The organism is Halorubrum sp. Ib24 (assembly GCF_002252745.1).
Lineage (GTDB): Archaea > Halobacteriota > Halobacteria > Halobacteriales > Haloferacaceae > Halorubrum.
The window spans coordinates 1-18,544 of record NZ_NHOX01000030.1 but is presented as its reverse complement, the minus strand read 5'-3'; the positions used below and the strand labels follow the sequence as shown (position 1 = coordinate 18,544).

Below are 18,544 nucleotides of genomic sequence, written 5' to 3'. Positions count from 1 at the left end.
CGAGGGCGGGGATCGGCATGACCGGCGGGGGGATCGCGGCGCGCGCGGTGAATATCATCGCGCTCGGCGGGAGATCCGCGGCGCGCCCGGGAAGATTGCGGGACGCTGAGCGGGGGTACGCCCCCACTCACGCCGCGGAGCGGACCATTTATCGGCCGAGCGGTCGACGGGACGCCCATGAAAGTGAAATCGCGGCACCACCTCCGGAGCGACGACATCGCGGCGATCCGCGAGGCGGTCGCCGACCACCTCGGCGTCGACATCGACGGGGACACGTTCGAGTTCGTCGAGTTCGTGGACGCGAACTACGAACTCGTCCTGGTCGACGGCGAGCCGGCCGTCTTCTACGTCGACGACGACGAGCCGTTCCTCACCGTCCGGGGCGCGAACGACTACGAGCCGAAGACCGGGATCGTCACGGTCGACGCGGGCGCGATTTCGTTCGTCTCCGACGGCGCGGACGTCATGCGACCCGGCATCGTCGAGGCCGACTCGGAGATCCGCGAGGGCGACCTCGTCGTGATCGCCGAGGAGACGCACGAGAAGGTGCTCGCGGTCGGCCGCGCGATGGTCGACGGCGACGAGATGGTCGGGGACAGCGGGAAGGTCGTCGAGTCGATCCACCACGTCGGCGACGAGCTGTACGAGTTCTCGGCGTAGGCGCGGTTCGGTCGGCGGACCGAGCGGCGTCGCGTTCCCTCCCTTTTAATCGCCTCGCCCACGATTCTCCCGACTATGACCGCGATTCGGGTACTGAGCTACAACGTCCGCTACGCCAACCGCGGCGACCACCACGACGCCTGGCACGACCGCCGCGACGCAGTCGCGCGACTCGTCCGCTTCCACCGCCCGGACGTCGCCGCGTTTCAGGAGCCGCTTCCGGAGCAGCGGCGGGACCTCCGCGATCGGCTCCCGAGCTACGAGTTCGTCGGACGGGGGCGGTCGGCGAGCGGCGAGGGCGAGGGGTGTCCGATAGCGGTCCGGTCCGACCGCTGGGAAGTCGTCGCCGACGGCACATTCTGGCTCTCCGAGACGCCGAGCGGGCCGTCCACCGACTGGGGCGCCGCCCACCCGCGGATCGCGACGTGGGCGCGGGTCCGCGCCGTCGACGGGACCGCGGAACCGCTCGTCGTCAACACGCACTTCGACCACGTGAGCGCGGAGGCGCGGCGCGAGTCGGCACGGCTGCTCCGCGAGCGACTCCCCGAGATGGGCGAGCGAGCCGCCGACGAACCCGGCGGATCGAGCCCGACCGTTCTCGTCGGCGACCTCAACTGCACGCCGGGGTCCGACCCGCATCGGATACTTCTCGGCGACGACCCGAAGGCGGACTCCCGAGGCCATGAGACCCCGAGCGACGACCCGCCCGCGCTCCGCGACGCCGCCGCGGTCGCCGACCTCCGACACGGCCCGGAGACGAGCCTCACCGACTTCGCGCGGCTGATAGACGGTCGTCGGATCGACCACGCGCTCGTTTCGCCGGCGTTCGACGTCGCGGCGTTCGCCACGCTCGCCGACCGCGACGACCGCGGTCGGTACCCCTCGGACCACCTGCCGATTCTGACGCGGCTGTCGCTGTAGGGGGCGGAGAGCGCCTCTCGCGAGGGCTACTCGTCGCCGTCTCCGTCGCCGTCGGCGTCGCCCTCGTCCATCTCGTCGGCGTACTTCTCCAAGACCGTCTCGTAGCCGCGCTTCGCCGTCTCGTACGTCTCGCGGAGGTCGGCCACCGGCGTCTCGCTCGCGTCGACGCGGAGGTCGTTGTAGTACGGGTCGTCGACCGCCTCCTCGGTGTTACTGACGAGGAGCGCCGCGGACTGGACCTCTAAGTCCTCCCGCTTGTCGCCGCCGGCCGCGTGGCCCGCCGCGAGCGCGTCGATCAGCCGCTCCGCGAGCGGGGCGTCGCCGTGGGCGTCGGACTCATATGCGGCCGCGGTGTCGTCGACCACGTCCTCGCCCGTGAGGAGGTTGCCGGCGACGGTGTAGTTCTCCCCCTCGACGTGCCCGTACCAGTCGCGGCACTCGTCGCCGGAGAACGCGAAGGTCCCGTCGGCGTCGACGCCGTGGAGCTGACGCTCCGGTTTCCCCTCGTCGGCGTTCAACAGGGCCTCCAAGGCGTCGTCGACGGCGAGCCCGTCGCCGAGGTACTCGATCCCCTTCCGGCCGAGCTCGACGTTGACGAGCGACTGCGTCGCCACCGCGCCGTCCGCGGACGCGAACGGACACAGCGTGCCGACCCCCGGCAGTCGGGTGGTCACCGCCACGCCGTAGCGGACCTGGTCGTCGCCGTCGTCGTCGGTGTACCGCTCGCGAACGCAGATACTGAACGTCACACCGGGCGTGAGGCGGCGACCGGCAAAAGACTGCGCACCGGGGGCGACGTTTCCGGTTCCCGGCCGAACCGGTACCAGGCCGAACCGGTATCAGGCCGAACCGGTACCAGACCGAACCGGTTCGGACGTCGGTCGGGCCGCAACCGGTCTCCGACGGCGGACTCGGTTCGACCTCCAGTCGCGACCGCTCTCAGCCTCCGATCGCCCACACCCCCGTTTTATGTCCGCTGCGTGCCGATTCCGGCCGCCTCACGGACGCGAAAACCGCAAGCCGCGGGCGGGTCCCCGGGCGCGTGTCACGTGTGAACCGCCGACACACTTATGAGTGTGAATCCCTCCCATACATATAGCCTCGGTTACGGGCGAAACGGTGACCCGCGGCGGGTCCCCCTCGACGACAGCGGCGTTCGCGGCTCGACGAGCCGTCGTTCCGGCACGGAAGCGCGCGTCCGCGACGGCGGATCCGGCCCGACGGCCGGGGTCGCGACCGCCGGCCGAACCGGACTCCCGGTTCCGGCCGGCGAGGTCCTCGCCCGTCCGAGAAACGTGAAACACATGTAGAACGACACACGCTCGAACGGGACTCGCGAGGATTTACCGGACGAACGTCCCCGGACGACCTTCGGAACCGCCGGCTCGTTCGACTGGACCTCGACGCGCTGTAACGAAGAGCCGCGCATCGCGCCGGAACGCGCACCAGCGGCGTCGCCGAAAGTTCGACCACTACGGTACGCGGTTACCGACGGAGGAACGCGGCGTGGGTCGAATACTCGCTCGCCGCCGACGACCCGCCTCCACGACGCGAAACGAAACGTCTTCTACGTCGCAGGGTCCACGAGGGATCCACGAGTTGTTCAACAAGGGTAAGTCCGGTGCTCGGGGGCTCGGCCCCGAGAGCGACAAAGCTCCTTTGGGCCTCGGCTCGAAGTCCCACTCGATACCTCACGCGCGGTACTTTCGAGGCGTAACCACGAGGAGGCCGCCCGGATGTACACCTTCCAATGGGTGCCTTCTGCTCCGGTGATCGACGACCAGGATCCGGGGCGACACGGTGCGCTCGCCGCATGAACCAAGACCCGCTCGTGCTCTCCCCGCGCCGCGCAGCGCTTTTGAGGCGGTATCGAGGACCTCAACGAGCGGACTCGACTCTCCTACACCCTCCGGACACGACCAGCACCGGACTCCGGCATCGGATTACCGAAACGATTGCTGCTCGCCACTCGGACGACGACCCTCCACGCGTTGGCTCGACGAGCAACGTCGAGTCGTCCTTGGCTTCGTCGCCGAACGGAAACCGCCGGGGAGGCTCGAGACGTTCGAGCCGAAAGCAAGAAGAACCAGACGAGGACGGAGCTTCACCGGCGACGTCAACTAACCGAAAGCTGGGTACGGGCGGAGTCCGACCCGCGCGCGTCGTCGACTACGCCGGGGCGTTCTGTAAACGCCAACGGGCTGTTCTCCGGCGAGAGCTGCTCAAGCTGCAGCGGGAGTTCATCTAGACTTCCTGCACGCCTCACCAGGGAAGTCGACGATCAAGCGAAGAACAACCCGCGGATCGCATCGACCAAGTGATCTCGGCCGGACGAACATGCCGGAGTACCGCGAAAACGGGGCGACGGAAGATGGAGGCGTTCAACGACCGCACAAAAGCGGATCGACTACCCCGTACGCCGGAGTTACGACAGCGGAGCAAGATCCTACGAGAAGATGCTCGCCAACCGACGTGCGAACGTCCACGTCGAGCCGCCACGCGGCTGGAAATGGTCCGGCTCTTCGGAGGTGCTCACCCGGGTAGAGGACCACCGACGAGACGGTGAGCTCCCTCAGACAGCGAAGGTGTAGCAACGGCGAGCTGGAGGACGAGAATTCGACGGACGAAGCTCCGCGAGACCCGCCGAGGAGGCCGACGTGAGCGATGGATGGGGACGGGCGTCTCCGCCCGGTTCAATCGGCGACGAGATCGCCGAGGCGGATCATGGACGCCACCCACCGCGACGGTACCTCACCCCCTCGCCGCTTCCCGTCGTCGACCACTTCAGGCGAACCTCGGCGGCACGGCTCAATCGCGGCGAGACCTCGACCGCTACGAGCGCCTCCATCGAGACCGTGCCGCAGAGTACCGGAGCGCGCCATCGAGGGACGTCCGGCACGCCGCGTGGCGTACACGTCGACGAGCTCCGCCCGACAGGGCTGGAAGTACATGGGGACCACGTATGGCGGTACAATCGACGACGCACCGTCGACGACGAGCTCACCGGCGGGAGACGGAGCCCGACGAGACGTTCATCCGCGGGGCGAAGAGCATGCTCGACGTCCCCTCGACCGGAGGACGACTTCCGGCAGAGGTGTCGAACTGGTGTCCCGGCGCCCCGAGGGGCGCGCTCGACCCGCAGGGAACGACCGCCTCCCGGCGCGCCTAGAGCGCAAGCTATGGGGGACAAGAAGCACGAACATCACTTCTCCGCGCTGGTCTCGCGACAGACTCGCGACGAGGAGCGCAAGCCGCCCTGGGTCGACGCACTCGTCGACCGGGCTACTCGAAGACGGCGCGGCGGAAGTGTAGAGTACGCGGGCGCCGCGTCGGCCCGCTCGAGAGATCGATGACGGCGGGGATGGAGAAGAACGACCGCGACCGATCCGACGGCGGAGGGGTTCGCGGGGGCCGACCGAGACCTCCGAGGGGCGTACAGACCAGCCGATGAGCCTCACGAGTACGTCGACCGAGTGTTGGAGAACCCCGTCGCCCGCCGCCTCCGGGGCTCGCTACGTCCTCTGCGGCGATCAGTCCGAGGGCACCCGCGAGGTCCGCGAGCCGCGGCGAGCGACTGGAGCGGTACGGCTTCTTCGACGACCCGTTCACGACGGCGAGCAGCCGTCCTCGGCACACCGGCCCGCTCACGCGTTCGTCGACGACCATCCGGGCCAGCCGCGGCGGGCCGCGGCAACGACGAGACATGCAGTCTTGGATCGACGCCCCTACGCGACCCGGAATCGGAGTTCAAGCGCTGTCTCGTGAACGGCTCCGAGAGTTCTCGAAAGACGGAGGCGGCGCCGCTACTACGTGGAGTGGACATCCCGGCGCGGGAGCGGAATCGGCGCGGGAGCGGGCTCTCGTAGGCGACGGCGGCGACACCGCGCCGTGTATACCGCGCCCGGTCAGGCACCCCTCCCTGTTCCCGAGGACGTCGCGAGTCGATCGCCGAGCGTCCGACGAGGACTCCTACCCGATCGCGGCCGACTCGATCCTCGGACCCGTTCAGCCGCGAGCGTACGACCACCTGGAGTCGGCGTACCGCGACGAGGGGCGCCGGGACCTGTTCTCGGCTATCACCGACCGCGACCACCTCCGCGTGACGAGCTACGTCGTCGACGTCGGCGAGGGGATCGGGGTGCTCCACGCCGAGGACGACGGGACGCCGAAAGAGCGGCTCGTCGGCTCGTGGATGGGCGGCATGCTCCGCGAGCTCGACTCGCGCGGGCGCAAGAACCCGCAGGCGTTCAGCTACGACGGCGTGCTCTCGCAGGGGAACGGCGTCGCCACGGTCGTCGAGGACGCCAGCCAGCACGCCGACCTGCTCCGGCGGCTGCTCAACGTCCCCGACGAGCGTCGCGTGAAACTCGACAAGGGGATCGGGATGGACCTGGACACCCAGCTTATCGTCATCTCGAACCCGGACCTCGACGCCGACCTCGACCGCCACGCCGACCGCGAGGGCGCCGACCCCCTGAAGGCGCTGAAGCGTCGGCTCACCCGCCACGAGTTCCGCTACCTGACGAACCGGCGGCTGGAGGCGGAGCTGCTGCGCCGCGAGGTCGGGGGAGGGCGAGGCGTGCCGACCGTCGACGGAGTAGAGGAGTCGGAGCGGGACGGACGCGGCGATCCCGCTCGCGATCCGGCGGACGAGCCCGGGGCCGCGGCGCTGACGATCGACGTCCGCGACGACGACGGGACCGTCACCGAGCGCGAGCTCGCCCCCCACGCGGTCGGGGCGGCGGCGCTGTACGCGGTCGCCACCCGCCTCGATACGGAGGACCTCCCGCCCGACTTCGGACTGATCGAAAAGGCGGAGCTGTACGAGACCGGAGACATCCGACGGGAGGCGGGCGACGGCGACGGCGAACAGCTGACGATCGACGACGTCGACTTCGGCGGGGGCGACGGCCGAAACGGGATCCCGGTGACGTACACCCGCGACATCGTCGCCGACCTGCTGGGGGCGGACGCCGACCGGAGCCACCCGGAGCTGCCGGTCGAGCGCGTCGTCACGCCGACGGACGTGCTCGACGCGATGGCCGACGGGCTCTCGGCGGCGCCGCTGTTCTCCCGGTCGGAGGTCGCGGAGTTCGAGAGCCGGAAGACGCCGGTCGTCGAGCGCGTCCGCGAGCACCAGCGCGAGGACGTGGTCGACGCCGCGCTGGCGGAGGCGACCGTCTCGGAGGAGACTGTCGCGGAGTACGTGGAGCACGTGTACGCCTGGGACGCCGACGAGCCGGTGGAGACGGAGCGGGGTCCCGAGGAGCCCGACGCCCTCGCGATGAAGGTGTTCGAGACGGAGACGCTCGGGCGGTTCGACGAGGACGACTACTACGGCACCGACCCGACCCGGGATGTCGCCGAGTTCCGCAGGCAGCGCGTGATCCGGGCGCTCACCCGCTACGCGTGGCGGAACCGCGGCGACGAGTTCAGCGTCGACGACGTCGAGCTCGGCGAGATCCCCGAGCTGCGGGAGGTGCTGGACGCGAACGACCTGGCCGACGTGAAGCGGCGCTTCCCGGAGCTCGACCCGGCCGAGTGGGCCGATCCGCCGGCCGACACCGAGACGGAGCGCGTGAAGGCGGCGACGATCGAGCGGCTCGTCGACTGCGGGTACAGCCCCGCGTCGGCCGAGCTGACCAGTCGGGCGGTGATGCGCGACGCGCGCGACGAGTGGGCCGACCTCGCCGCGGACGGCGGGGACGATGCGAACCGCCGGAGCGGCCGCGACCGCGGCGACGGGAACGGAGGTGGTGCCACGTGGGACTGACCGACGACCGCGAGCGCTTCCGCGAGGTCGGCGAACAGCGCCGCGAGGACCTCGCGCAGTTCATCAGCCACGGCAACCTCGGGCGCTCCGGGCCCGACCGGGTCAAGATCCCGGTGAAGATCGTCGACCTCCCGGAGTTCGAGTACGACAGGCGGGAGGCCGGCGGCGTCGGGCAGGGCGGAGACGGCCAGCCGCAGCCCGGCCAGCCGGTCGACCCCGACGCGGACGACGGCGACGAGGAGGGCGACCCCGGTGAGGAGGGCGGCGAGCACGAGTACTACGAGATGGACCCCGAGGAGTTCGCGCGCGAGCTCGACGAGGAGCTCGGGCTCGACCTCGAGCCGAAGGGGAAGCGCGTCGTCGAGGAGGTGGAGGGCGACTTCACCGACACCGCGCGCGCCGGCCCGCGCGGCACCCTCGACGTCGACGAGTTCTTCAAGCGCGGGTTGAAGCGCCACCTCGCGACCGACTTCGACGAGGAGTACGTCCGCGAGGGGCTCCGCGTCGCCGGCGCCGACGTGGACGACGCCTTCGCCTGGGCGCGCGACAAGGGGATCCCCGTGTCGCGGGCGTGGATCGCCGACGCCGCGGCGACCCTCGCCGAGGAGCGCGGCGAGCCCGTGACGGCGCTCGACCGCTGGGAGAGCTTCGACGCGCTCGACGACGAGATCGATCGCGAACCCGTGGGCCACCGGATCCGTCGGGATGGGCTCGACAGCGTCCCCTTCCGCCGGGAGGACGAGCGGTTCCGGCACCCGGAGGTGGTCGAGAAGCGCGAGCGCAACGTCGTCGTCGTCAACGTTCGGGACGCCTCCGGCTCGATGCGCGAGACGAAACGCGAGCTGGTCGAGCGCGTGTTCACCCCGATGGACTGGTACCTGACGGGGAAGTACGACGCCGCGGAGTTCCGGTACGTGGTCCACGACGCGGAGGCCTGGGAGGTCGACCGCGATGAGTTCTTCGGGATCCAGTCCGGCGGCGGCACCCGGATCTCCAGCGCCTACGAGCTCGTCGCGGAGATCTTAAAGGAGTACCCGTACAGCGAGTGGAACCGCTACGTCTTCGCGGCCGGCGACTCGGAGAACTCCGGCAGCGACACGACCGACTCGGTGATCCCGCTAATGGAGTCGATCGACGCCAACCTCCACGCGTACGTGGAGACTCAGCCCGGCGGCGCCGCGCCGAACGCGCGCCACGCCGACGAGGTGGAGAGCGCCCTCGGCGACACCGACAACGTCGCGGTCGCTCGCGTGTCGGAACCGGCCGACGTCACCGACGCCATCTACGAGATCCTCAGCACCGAGTCGTCTGACGACGCGACGGGCGACCGCGGCGCGACCGCCGGCCGAGGGGGTGAGCGCCGATGAGAGACGAGCGCGTCGAGGCGAAACGCGAGGCGACGTCCCTCGACGAACCCGCCGCGGAGGCCCGCGAGCTCGCGGAGCGCCTCGGGTTGGAGCCGTACCCGGTCCGGTACTGGGTGGTCGGCCACGACGAGATGAACGAGCTGATCGCCTACGGCGGCTTCCAGCGGCGCTACCCGCACTGGCGCTGGGGGATGAACTACGAGCGACAGCGCAAGAAGGACCGCCACGGGCTCGGGAAGGCGTTCGAGATCGTCAACAACGACGACCCGAGCCACGCGTTCCTCCAGGAGTCGAACTCGATCGCCGACCAGAAGGCCGTCATCACGCACGTCGAGGCCCACGCCGACTTCTTCGCGAACAACGGCTGGTTCGGGCTGTACGCCGACCGCGGCGAGGGCGGGCCGAACGCCGCGGCGCGGCTGGAGCGCAACGCGGACCGGATCGCCGCGATCGCCGACCGGCCAGACGTCGACCGCGACGAGGTCGAGCGCCTCGTCGACGCCGTGAGCGCGCTCGAGGACACGATCGACCAGCACAGCCCGGTCGACGCCGCCCGGTCGGTCGAGGACCCGGGAGTCGCCGAGGACGTGAACGACCCCGACGACGACCCGCTCGCGGCGGTCGAAGAGCAGATCGCGGAGCTGGACCTCTCCGAGGAGGTGCGCCGCGACGTGTTCGACGACGAGTGGCTTGAGACACACGGCGAGGGCGTCGAGCCGGAGGAGCCGCGCCCGGACGTGCTCGCGTTCCTTCGCGACTACGGGAAGCGGTACGACTCCGAGAGCGGGAAGGCGGTCGACCGCGATCCGTGGGAGACGACCGTCATCGACGCGATCCGCGAAGAGGCGTACTACTTCGCGGGACAGAAGTCGACGAAGGTGATGAACGAGGGATGGGCGACCTACTGGGAGTCCGTCATGATGGGCGGCGAGGGGTTCGCCGGCCCCGACGAGTTCCTCACCTACGCGGACCACATGGCGCGGGTGCTCGGCTCGCCCGGACTCAACCCCTACAAGCTCGGCTTCGAGCTGTGGACCCACGTCGAGCTGCGGACCGCTCGTCGCGACGTGATCGACAGACTGCTCCGGGTCGAGGGGGTGACGCCGGAGAACTTCCACTCGCGGATCGACCTCGACGAGGTCGCCGAGGCGCTCGAACCTCACCCCGCGATCGCCGGCGCCGGACCCGCGACGCTCGACGAACTGGCCGACCTCGCCGCCGACGGCGACCCGCGGGTCGACGCCGAGGCAGTCGACCGGGCGATCTCCGCCCGGTCCGACGACGGCGAGGTCGGTCCCGGAACCGGCCCGGACATCGAGCGGTACCCGTGGAAGCTCCTCACTCGCGAGGGGCTCGCCGAGCGCCACTACGTCCTCTCGCGGCCGGAGCACCGCGGCGCGCTGCGCAACGTCTCGCGGGAGACGCTGGCGGAGCGCGCCCGGTACATGTTCGAGGTCGACCGGTACGCGACCGTCGACGAGGCGCTCGCCGACGTCGACCGGACCGCCGGCTGGGACCGGATGCTGGAGGTGCGGGAGAGCCACAACGACGTGACGTTCATCGACGCGTTCCTCACCGACGAGTTCGTCCGCGAGGGGAACTACTTCACGTACGAGTACAGCCGGGCGGCCGAGGAGCACCGCGTCGCCAGCGTCGACGCGGACGACGTCCGCCGGAAGCTCCTCCTGCAGTTCACGAACTTCGGGAAGCCGACGGTCGTCGTACTCGACGGTAACTTCCGGAACCGGGGCGAGCTCCTGCTCGGCCACCGGTTCAACGGGGTCGCGCTCGACGAGGAGTCCGCGAAAGAGACGTTGAAGCGCGTCTTCGAACTGTGGGGTCGCCCGGTGAACCTCGCGACGATCCGCGTCGAGTACTCCGACGAGGCGATACGCCGGGCGAAGCGCCGGGGCACCGAGCCGGAGGGCGAGGAGATCGGCGTGCGCTTCCAGTACGACGGCGGCGAGGTGACCGAACACGACCTCGACCCGGAGATCCGCGAGCGAATCGAAGCCGGTGAGGTCGACTACGACACCAAGCCGGACGACTGGCTGGCGTGAGGGGCGGCGCGTCCCGCGACGCGACGCGCTCGGCCGCACGACAGCGGCGATCCCGGCCTCACGACAGCGACGAGACCAGCGCGGCGACGGCGTCCGTCTCGTCCTCGTTGATCCCGTGGCCCATCCCCTGGTAGATCCGTTCGTCGACGTCGGCGCCGAGCGCCTCCAACACCGCGGTCGTCTCGTGGACGCGCGCCTCCGGGATGTGCGGGTCGACATCGCTGCAACCGAGGAACGCCGGGGTCCCGCCGAGCGACTGGGCGGCGTCCCCGTCGACCGCGGCCGCGGCGTGGGAGACGTAGTCGTCGACGTCGACCGACTCGCCGATCAGCCCGCCGCTCAGCACCGCGAGCCCGCCGTACCGGGTCGGGTTCCGCGCGACGAACTCGCTCGCGAGGCAGGCGCCCTGCGAGAACCCGGCGACGAGGACGCGCTCGGGCGAGACTCCCGCGTCCGTCGCCGTCTCGACCGCGCGGCCGACGGCGCGGAGCCCGGAGCTCCGACCGGGCTCGTTGTCCGCGACGGGCGCGAGGAAGGAGTTCGGGTACCAGGTGTTGGAGGCGGCCTGGGGGGCGAGTAGTGAGAGGCCGGTGGTCTCTCTGACAGCCGGCGGTTTCGCCGCCGGCGACAGCGCGACGTCGCCGTCGCCGGCGACCTCCTCGCCGAAGCCGACGATGCTCCGCGCGGTCGCGCCGCGACCGTGAACGAGGACGACGGCGGCGTCGGCCTCACTGACCGGCGTCCCGGTCGTCACCAGCTCCTCGTCGCCGTGCGGGTCGTCGCCGGCGTACGGCGTCCGACCGCTCATACGCCGACGCCCGCGTCCGCGTCGGGCAGGTCGTGCTTTATCACCGGCAGGCCGAGCTCCTCCAAGGCGCCCTTCATGTGGCGGTCATGTGCGAAGTCGGCGCCGTCCTCCTCGCGGAGACGCTGAGCGGTCGCGAGCACCTCGCCCTTGCGGTCGTCGGGGATCTCGTACTTGTCGGCGGAGAGCTCGATGACCAGTCCGTTGTTGTCTTGGGTGTAAATGGAGTGGAAAATCCCGCGGTCGAACACGTTGTACCCCTTGCCGGCCTCCGCTAGCGCCGCCATGATATCCTCGTACTCGTCGGGCTCGACGCTGAAACAGAGGTGGTGGACCGCGCCCGTACCGGCGCGCTGACCGCGGGCCGAGGGGCGGTCGTCGCTCACGAAGAACGTCAGGATGCGGCCGTCCCCGGTGTCGAAGAACAGGTGCGTCTGCGACGGGTCGTCGAGGTTCGGCTGGCGGAGGACGAGGGGCATCCCGAGCAGGTCGCGGTAGAACGCGATCGTGTCGGCCTCGTTGCTTCCCCAGACCGTGATGTGGTCGGTGCCGCTGGTGTGGAACGGTGCGTCCGGAAGCTCCGTCGTGACCGGAGCCGCGCTTTCGTCGCTCATACCGGTCGTAGGCGACGAACACGTATAAAAAGGAAAGGGACCCCCGGGTGATCGACTGACATCAGTGTTATCGCGGTACGACGCCGGAGTCCGCGAGGTCGGCGATCGCCGGCGACCTCCACGACGAGGCGAGTCAGGAACGCCGCCAGACCGGCGGTGCGACGCCGAGCGCCCTGACGACGGACGGGTAGCCGACCGCGACGGCGACCACAAGTACCACCGAGGGCAGGAGTCCGATCGGACCGACGACTCGCTCGACGAGCGACAGCGCGGCGATCATCAGCAGGAACATCGCGGCCCAGTGCGGAGCGAGCTGTCGCACCTTCCCTCGGGTGGAACTCATATCCCGCATAACGAGCGCGGGACGGATACCGTGTCGGTCGCGGTCTCGCTCCGCGGGAGACGCGAAGCGACCGGCGTCCCCGAGGCGAGAGACGAGAACGAAACGAAGAGCGGAGCCGAAGTCGCGCGCGGTCGGATCAGTACCGCGAGGGGATGAACGCCGCGCCGAGCAGGAGCAGGGATGAGAGGAACGCGAGGACGAGCACGCGCGTCAGTCCGCTGCTGTACTGCTGGAACTGGTCGATCTGAGCGACCTGCGCCTCGTACCCCTCGATGTCGCTCGACAGCTGCAGCGTCGAGGCGTCGGCGAAGTGCGCGACGAACTCCGTCTCGCCGATCGTGACCCGCGAGTGCTGCTCGATCTCGATGCTCTCGGTCTCCGTCGCCTCCCAGGCGAGCACCGCTTGATCCGCCGTGACGTTGTCGACGGTCACGCTCTGGTCGCCGTACTCGAGGGAGTCGCCCGTGGCGTACGCCCGCTCCTCGGGGGCCGGGAAGTACTCTCCGGCCGGGACGAGCGTCGACTCGCCGTCCTCGGTGACGACGACGTACTCGCCGTCGTCACGCTGGACCGTCTCGTTGTCGGCCTGCGGATCGTTTTCGAGGATGGCCTGCCGATCGGGAACCTCCACGAGCGTGAAGCTGTTGGGGTCGTCCCCCGTGATCTCCACGCGCCACTCCCGGTCGTCGAGCTGAACCGTCGACTCGTTCGCCCAGGTCTCGGACTGGTCCGCCGTGACGTTGCGCTCGAGCGTCGCCACGATCGAGGTCTCAGCGCCGCCCCCGCCACCGTGACCACCGCCGCCGCCCGACTCGACCTCGGTGATCTCGGCGACGGTCCACTCCTCGCCGTCCACTTCGATCCGATCATTCTGCGAGACCTCGAAATCGGGGTTGTCGAAGCCGATCTCGGGGCTATCGGCCGTCGCAGTGAGGACTCCCGCTCCCCCCGCGATCAGCACGAAGAGCGCGACGTACACGGCCACAGCGCGTCGTTGCATGGTTTCAGCATAGGTCACCCGGTGTATAACGGTTACTAAGCCGAGCCATCGGAACGGTCGAACCGCGCCACCGCTCCGCCCCGACGTTACCGGCGGACGACGAGCACGGACAGGTCCGAGAACGGCGTGTCCGACCGGTCGGTACCCCCGGCGTGGCGTGCGAGCTCGCCGACGGTCGTCCGGGTAATCGCCTCGTCGTCGCGGGTGAGCCGCTCGCAGACGAGCGCGCCGTCGGATCGGTCACATCCGTTGTCGAGTAGATCGCGAGCGATGTCACCGGGCATCCAGTCGAACGGACGAGGGAGCACGAGCAGATGTCGATCGCCGGCGTCTCGGCGAAGCCGAGCGAGGTCGTCGTCGAGGCCGCCGCTCTTGTGGAGCGTGACGAACGTCGCGTCCTCCACCGGCGTCCGGGCCCGACTCGCCGCGACCTGAAGTGAGGAGATCCCCGGAACGACGCGGAGACCGACGGAGTCGTCCGCCGCCTCGTCGAGGGCGCGCTCGACCTTGCCGACGAACTGGTACCCCGAGTGGTTCGGATCGCCATCAGCACCGAACACTCCGCCTCCCCCGCCGGCCACCGCTCGGCGAACGCCTCCAGTGCGCCCTGCCTCGTCGGAGGTAACCGCACGTCAACCAGTCGGCGTCGGTACGACGCCGAACGAGGTCGACGAAAACGGTCTCAGAAAGCCCGACGGCGACATCCGGCTCCCGGAGCGCCCGCCTCGGCCCTGGAACGAGGATTACTCCGGCTCCCGGGGCCGATGCCGACGGCACGGACCACGCGTCCACCGGTCTCGGACCGGGTTCGCGTGTTGACGCCGCGTAGTCCGCCGGATCGGCCGGCGTCCGAGGTCGTACGACGCGTCGTCGCTCACGGGTCACCCGTTCGATCGCGCGCCTCCGCGTCCGATACCCCTCCCCGGTAGTCCGGTACACGCGGCGTTTCAAACGAGCCCGTCGACGCCGTCCTGGAGACGTGTCGGAGCGTCCACTCCGGCCCGGAGGTCAACCGATCCGCCTATACGTTCGGATCGGGAGCCGGCGTCACTCCGCTTTGGCGACGCGCGCTTCCGGGCTCCGCCGTGAGAACACGGGAACCGACTCGACGAGGCCCGCCCGCAGCCCACCCCGCTCAACAAAAAAAAATGATGGAGCCCAAGGGGCCGATTTGAACCCGGCGTTGGGCGGCTCTGCAGGCCGCTGCAGTCTGACCAAAATCTGCAACTTGGCGCCTAATCGGAAGTACCGCTGTGCCGAGGCGTTAAGCCAGCGGTCGCACCGCGGTTGCCGGGTCGTACCACGGTCCAACCTCCTGCCGACCGCTCGCGCTACGCGTCTCCAAAAAAATCGTGTGGGCAATCAAGCAGCCTATCCCCGAATTGGTGAAGCCAGGCGGCGAACGCGCGGTTCCCAGAGGATCGCTCCCACGTCCAGTACTTCCCGGTACCGGCCTGGTGGGCTTTAACTTCCGTGTTCGGAATGGGTACTGGGTGTTCCCGCCACCCCGCTCTGGCCGCCTTTACGCCCGACGCTCGGATTTCGAACCGACTCCCTCCCGCGAGAGACGCCTGTGTTCGGTGGTTCCGATCTCGCGATCGGCCGACCGTGTAATACGTGGCGATCCCATACCGCCTGAACTCCCCCAATGGAGTGTGGTGTCAGTGCCGTATGATTTGTGGCTTCGTCTGTTAGTGCTCGTGGACTCCAACACCTCGTTGCCTCCGTGCGTACATCCCCGAGTCTTCGAAAACTCGTCCTTCTACCGAGTGACCTCAACGGTAGCTTTCTTTTCCCATGTGGGTTTTCGAAGCTTAGATGCGTTCCAGCCTCCTTACGCCCGTGTCGCGTGGCTACCCGGCATTCGCGTTCCCTCACACAACCGGTACACCAGTGCGACCAAACGTAGTTTCCTCCTCCCGTAGCTAACCGTTCGTTGCACGTCAAGTACTTGACACCCCCAATTAGATAGCAGGCCGACCTGTCTCACGCGGTCCTAAACCCAGCTCACGACCTCCTTTATGGGCGAAACAACCTCACCCCCAATTGCCCGTTCTGCAGCGGGCAGGTGGAGGGAACGCGACATCGAGGTACGCAAGCCACCCCAAGGTCCGATATGTGCTCTTGCGGTGACGACCTGTTATCGTAAGGTAAGCTTTTTGTCACTCTTACGGGCGCGGCGCGCCATCTTTTTTTCTTTCGGGGAGGCCTCGTTAGGGGTTCGGACCAGCTTCCGCCGTCAGCGCACTCGTTGGGAATTGACACTGTCAGACCATCTTGTGCTCCTTGGCGCTCTCGCGGATTCCCGACCCGGCTGAGAGATCTCGGGCGCGCTCCGATATCTTTTCGAGGGCGCGTAGCCGCCCGAAGTCACTGCCGCGGCTACCCGGGTGTACTCTCCCGGAAGTGAGAGTCGCAGTCCACCGACCGGTTAGTATTCAATGCTGGACTCGGATGACCTGCTGAAAGAGAACACAGGTACCTGTGTAATGTCCCTACCTATCTGCAATCGGCGACCACGTCTCAGCGACAGCCTGCCAGTAAGCTCTATGGGCTATGGGAGGGAGCATTCCCCTTGGGGGGTACTCCAGATCGCACTGGAACGTACCAGTTCAGCGCGGTCCAAAGTTGGTGACATGTGCGCTCCCCGTTTATCCCATTCATGGCAAGCCGCTACTGAAGGCGGCAAGGTACTACGCTAACCTAGAGGTCATAGTTACCCGCGTTGACGGGCTTCGTCCCTTTTGTACGAGGTGTATCAGATACCACAAGCACTGGCCAGGGGAATTCATTGCCGTCGTCATGCGAATTTGAGACACAAATGTATATTAGACAGTCGGAAGCCGCCCCGAGTCAACTGCGACCTGCTCCGTAGACAGCCAGGCATAACACATATTACACAGAAACGAAGAAGAGAAAGGAACTAACTTGCCGAATTCCTAAACAAAGTCCCGGTTTCCCGACAGCCGTGCCCCTTTCGCTGCCCCAGACGCACCTGTGTCGGATCTCGGTACGACATCGTGCTTCGTCTTTTCACGGGCCCTATGTACGGCTTGACCTTGCGCTATTCTCACGGTTCGCTCGCCTTCCGTGCCGTGACGGCTTCCACGAGTTTCCATGATTTCGACCGGGGCGAAGGCCCCGGCTCAGCGTCCATCACCGGCGTCGACGTTACTGCCACGATGGCACTGGAATATTAACACAGTTCCGCGTTGATGGGGGCAGTCGAAGTTGCGGTGCATCTAGGACCGGCGACCTCGGCTGAGTGGCCAGTGCCGAGGAAACCCTTGCCTCCATGCAGGCCCCGTCGAGGTTCCTCACGCCGAACTATCGCTGCATACTGTGAGCGCAGGATTGTCGTTTCCTGAAGCGGTCCACACGGAGCTCTCCGCCCGGCTCATCCGAACAAACGCCAACCCTAGGCGCCCGGTTGCCCCCTGTGACGGGCAGGCCAGGTCTCGGGGTTAGATTTGAGCCCCCGATCATTTTGCGCCGCTCTCCCAAACCCGTCGGCCGTAAGCTGTTACGCCTTTTCTTAAGAGGGGGGTAGCTGCTTCTAAAAGCCTCACTCCCGCTGTTTACGGGCTTGAGACCACCTTCCGAATCGCAGCTTTAATCTACAATTTGGGACCGTTAACCCGGCCCTTCTGGTTGTTCCCCCTCCATGGTGCACAGGCTACGCCCCCTGCACACCGGACTCGCCCTTTCGTCTACAGCGCCTGCGGGTTTGGAGTTTGACAGGATGGCCGACTCTCTCGGAAGGGGTCAATCCAAATCGGTAGCTCTACCGCCGCGGGCTACCTCGGAAAAAGAAGGTCAGTGCTTCGACCATGTTTCGGTTGGAACCAGCTGTTGCGCAGGCTCGAGGGCTTTCACCCCCCTATGCGGCAGATCACGAGAGATATGTAGAATACCAAACCCTCTAACGGGCCTCCCACGTGGCCTTTTCGCACCGCTTCACCCCTGCCTGCGTATAAGATAGCCTGGTTTTTCGGGTCGCAACCTTGCTCCCGCGCTTTGACACGGTGGCCCTCGCACGTAAATGTGCTGCGGCCGTATCGGTTTCGCTGCGCCTTCCTCGGTTCACTTGAGTTAAGACTTTGCCCAAATTCAAGTGCCACTCCCTGGTGTTTTTTCAAAAAACGCACGACAACGACGTCGGCTTCGACTTTCTTCTTCCTAACTGGAGGATGCGCTCCTCGCTCGTTTTTGAGAATCGCCTTGTAGCCCTGTCGCTCGAATCGGCAGCTGATTTCAGGCCCCTATTGCACCGCCCTTCTCGGGGTGTTTTCAGCCGTCGCTCACGCTACTTGTTCGCTATCGGCTCTCGAGGAGTGTTTAAGCCTTCTCCAGGGATGCCTGAGTTTGTTCAGAGGATAATCCGAACCCCTGCTAACTCTGGTAAGTTGACCGCCAACGGTAACTGGCACTCTCCGTACGGGGTTGTCACCCTGTTTCACGCTCCGCTTCCAGGAAAGACTTCTGAGAGTGGGTCGCGTTTTTGGTTGCAACCCGAACAACCACCATTGGTCCGAAGACCGCTTCGGTTTGGGGCTGTGTCTGCGTTTCACCGCAGCGGGCGTCGCGGTTAATGACGACATCGCGGTTTTGCGTTTTCTTTTCCCTTCCCTTACTGAGAATGTTTCAATTCAGGGAGTTTCCCGTATGCGCCAAAAGAATTGTAAAACGGATTCCGATCCGGAAAATCTCAATGTTCTTTCCCTCCCATGACGGTCCCATGAGCTTTTCGCAGCTTGGCAAACGTCCTTCGTCGGCCCTCGAGCCGAGCCATTCACCAGCTGGCACAGTAGCCAGTAGTGTTTTGACGGTTTCCGGAGGAACCTCCAACGGTGTCAAAGTGACATAGTGTCCACCCGACTGTATATGGTTCACTGACGTTCCACGAACTCGTATGAGTTCAGTGGACGTCTGGATCGCAGCGCCAGTATAACAAACACAAGTCGTCCATCGAATCCCCCTGGCGGAAGGAGTTTCGTCGAA

Annotated in this window: 10 protein-coding genes, 1 rRNA gene and 2 pseudogenes; 6 read left to right on the top strand and 7 right to left on the bottom strand. The window is 67.3% G+C overall.

Annotated features, from left to right (window positions below; all coding sequences use genetic code 11):
• Nucleotides 1–177 precede the first annotated feature (177 nt).
• Together DJ82_RS07980 and DJ82_RS07975 are read left to right on the top strand one after the other, a co-directional pair.
• The gene (locus tag DJ82_RS07980; protein WP_094522898.1) at nucleotides 178–660 is read left to right on the top strand and encodes an RNA-binding protein; all 483 of its coding nucleotides are present in this window, start codon (nucleotides 178–180) and stop codon (nucleotides 658–660) included.
• Nucleotides 661–735: 75 nt separating this feature from the next.
• Nucleotides 736–1,581 carry an endonuclease/exonuclease/phosphatase family protein gene (locus tag DJ82_RS07975; RefSeq protein WP_094522896.1) on the top strand — a complete coding sequence of 282 codons (846 nt, stop codon included), beginning with the start codon at nucleotides 736–738 and terminating at the stop codon, nucleotides 1,579–1,581.
• Between the two features lie 26 nt (nucleotides 1,582–1,607).
• Here the strand turns inward: DJ82_RS07975 and DJ82_RS07970 are convergent, their stop codons facing one another.
• Nucleotides 1,608–2,330 (bottom strand): DUF1028 domain-containing protein, encoded by a 723-nt coding sequence (locus tag DJ82_RS07970; protein ID WP_094522894.1) that lies wholly within the window; start codon nucleotides 2,328–2,330, stop codon nucleotides 1,608–1,610.
• Between the two features lie 2,213 nt (nucleotides 2,331–4,543).
• On the opposite strand from DJ82_RS07970, the gene DJ82_RS15295 reads away from it, so the two are divergent.
• From DJ82_RS15295 to DJ82_RS07950, 4 genes and pseudogenes are all read left to right on the top strand, one after another.
• The gene (locus tag DJ82_RS15295; protein WP_241881468.1) at nucleotides 4,544–4,750 is read left to right on the top strand and encodes a hypothetical protein; all 207 of its coding nucleotides are present in this window, start codon (nucleotides 4,544–4,546) and stop codon (nucleotides 4,748–4,750) included.
• A gap of 192 nt (nucleotides 4,751–4,942) precedes the next feature.
• A pseudogene (locus DJ82_RS07960) lies at nucleotides 4,943–7,354 on the top strand (kinase anchor protein).
• A complete protein-coding gene (locus DJ82_RS07955; RefSeq protein ID WP_094581515.1) occupies nucleotides 7,345–8,721 on the top strand; it encodes a DUF444 family protein in 1,377 nt (458 codons plus the stop codon). Before DJ82_RS07960 ends, DJ82_RS07955 begins: the two are co-directional and overlap by 10 nt.
• Nucleotides 8,718–10,781, top strand: coding sequence for a SpoVR family protein (locus DJ82_RS07950; RefSeq protein ID WP_094581514.1), 2,064 nt, complete (start codon nucleotides 8,718–8,720; stop codon nucleotides 10,779–10,781). Before DJ82_RS07955 ends, DJ82_RS07950 begins: the two co-directional genes overlap by 4 nt.
• 58 nt (nucleotides 10,782–10,839) lie before the next feature.
• On the opposite strand, the gene DJ82_RS07945 is transcribed toward DJ82_RS07950, so the two are convergent.
• The 6 genes and pseudogenes from DJ82_RS07945 to DJ82_RS14975 form a co-directional block, all read right to left on the bottom strand.
• On the bottom strand, nucleotides 10,840–11,589 hold the full coding sequence (locus tag DJ82_RS07945; RefSeq protein ID WP_094581513.1) for an alpha/beta hydrolase: 750 nt from the start codon (nucleotides 11,587–11,589) through the stop codon (nucleotides 10,840–10,842).
• Entirely contained in the window at nucleotides 11,586–12,200 is a 615-nt protein-coding gene (locus tag DJ82_RS07940; protein ID WP_094557761.1) for a VOC family protein, read from the bottom strand. The genes DJ82_RS07945 and DJ82_RS07940 overlap by 4 nt, the downstream gene beginning before the upstream one ends.
• A gap of 133 nt (nucleotides 12,201–12,333) precedes the next feature.
• Nucleotides 12,334–12,543, bottom strand: coding sequence for a hypothetical protein (locus DJ82_RS07935; RefSeq protein ID WP_094522880.1), 210 nt, complete (start codon nucleotides 12,541–12,543; stop codon nucleotides 12,334–12,336).
• Between the two features lie 136 nt (nucleotides 12,544–12,679).
• Nucleotides 12,680–13,528, bottom strand: coding sequence for a hypothetical protein (locus DJ82_RS07930; protein ID WP_094581527.1), 849 nt, complete (start codon nucleotides 13,526–13,528; stop codon nucleotides 12,680–12,682).
• A gap of 101 nt (nucleotides 13,529–13,629) precedes the next feature.
• Nucleotides 13,630–14,428 (bottom strand): annotated as a pseudogene (locus DJ82_RS07925) (SAM-dependent methyltransferase).
• 788 nt (nucleotides 14,429–15,216) lie between these two features.
• A 23S ribosomal RNA gene (locus tag DJ82_RS14975) occupies nucleotides 15,217–18,363 on the bottom strand.
• Nucleotides 18,364–18,544 lie beyond the last annotated feature (181 nt).

Coding starts and splice junctions, on each gene's coding strand:
- DJ82_RS07980 (WP_094522898.1), top strand. CDS start 178: ATGAAAGTGAAATCGCGGCACCACCTCCGGAGCGACGACATCGCGGCG.
- DJ82_RS07945 (WP_094581513.1), bottom strand. CDS start 11,589: ATGAGCGGTCGGACGCCGTACGCCGGCGACGACCCGCACGGCGACGAG.
- DJ82_RS15295 (WP_241881468.1), top strand. CDS start 4,544: ATGGCGGTACAATCGACGACGCACCGTCGACGACGAGCTCACCGGCGG.
- DJ82_RS07935 (WP_094522880.1), bottom strand. CDS start 12,543: ATGAGTTCCACCCGAGGGAAGGTGCGACAGCTCGCTCCGCACTGGGCC.
- DJ82_RS07940 (WP_094557761.1), bottom strand. CDS start 12,200: ATGAGCGACGAAAGCGCGGCTCCGGTCACGACGGAGCTTCCGGACGCA.
- DJ82_RS07950 (WP_094581514.1), top strand. CDS start 8,718: ATGAGAGACGAGCGCGTCGAGGCGAAACGCGAGGCGACGTCCCTCGAC.
- DJ82_RS07975 (WP_094522896.1), top strand. CDS start 736: ATGACCGCGATTCGGGTACTGAGCTACAACGTCCGCTACGCCAACCGC.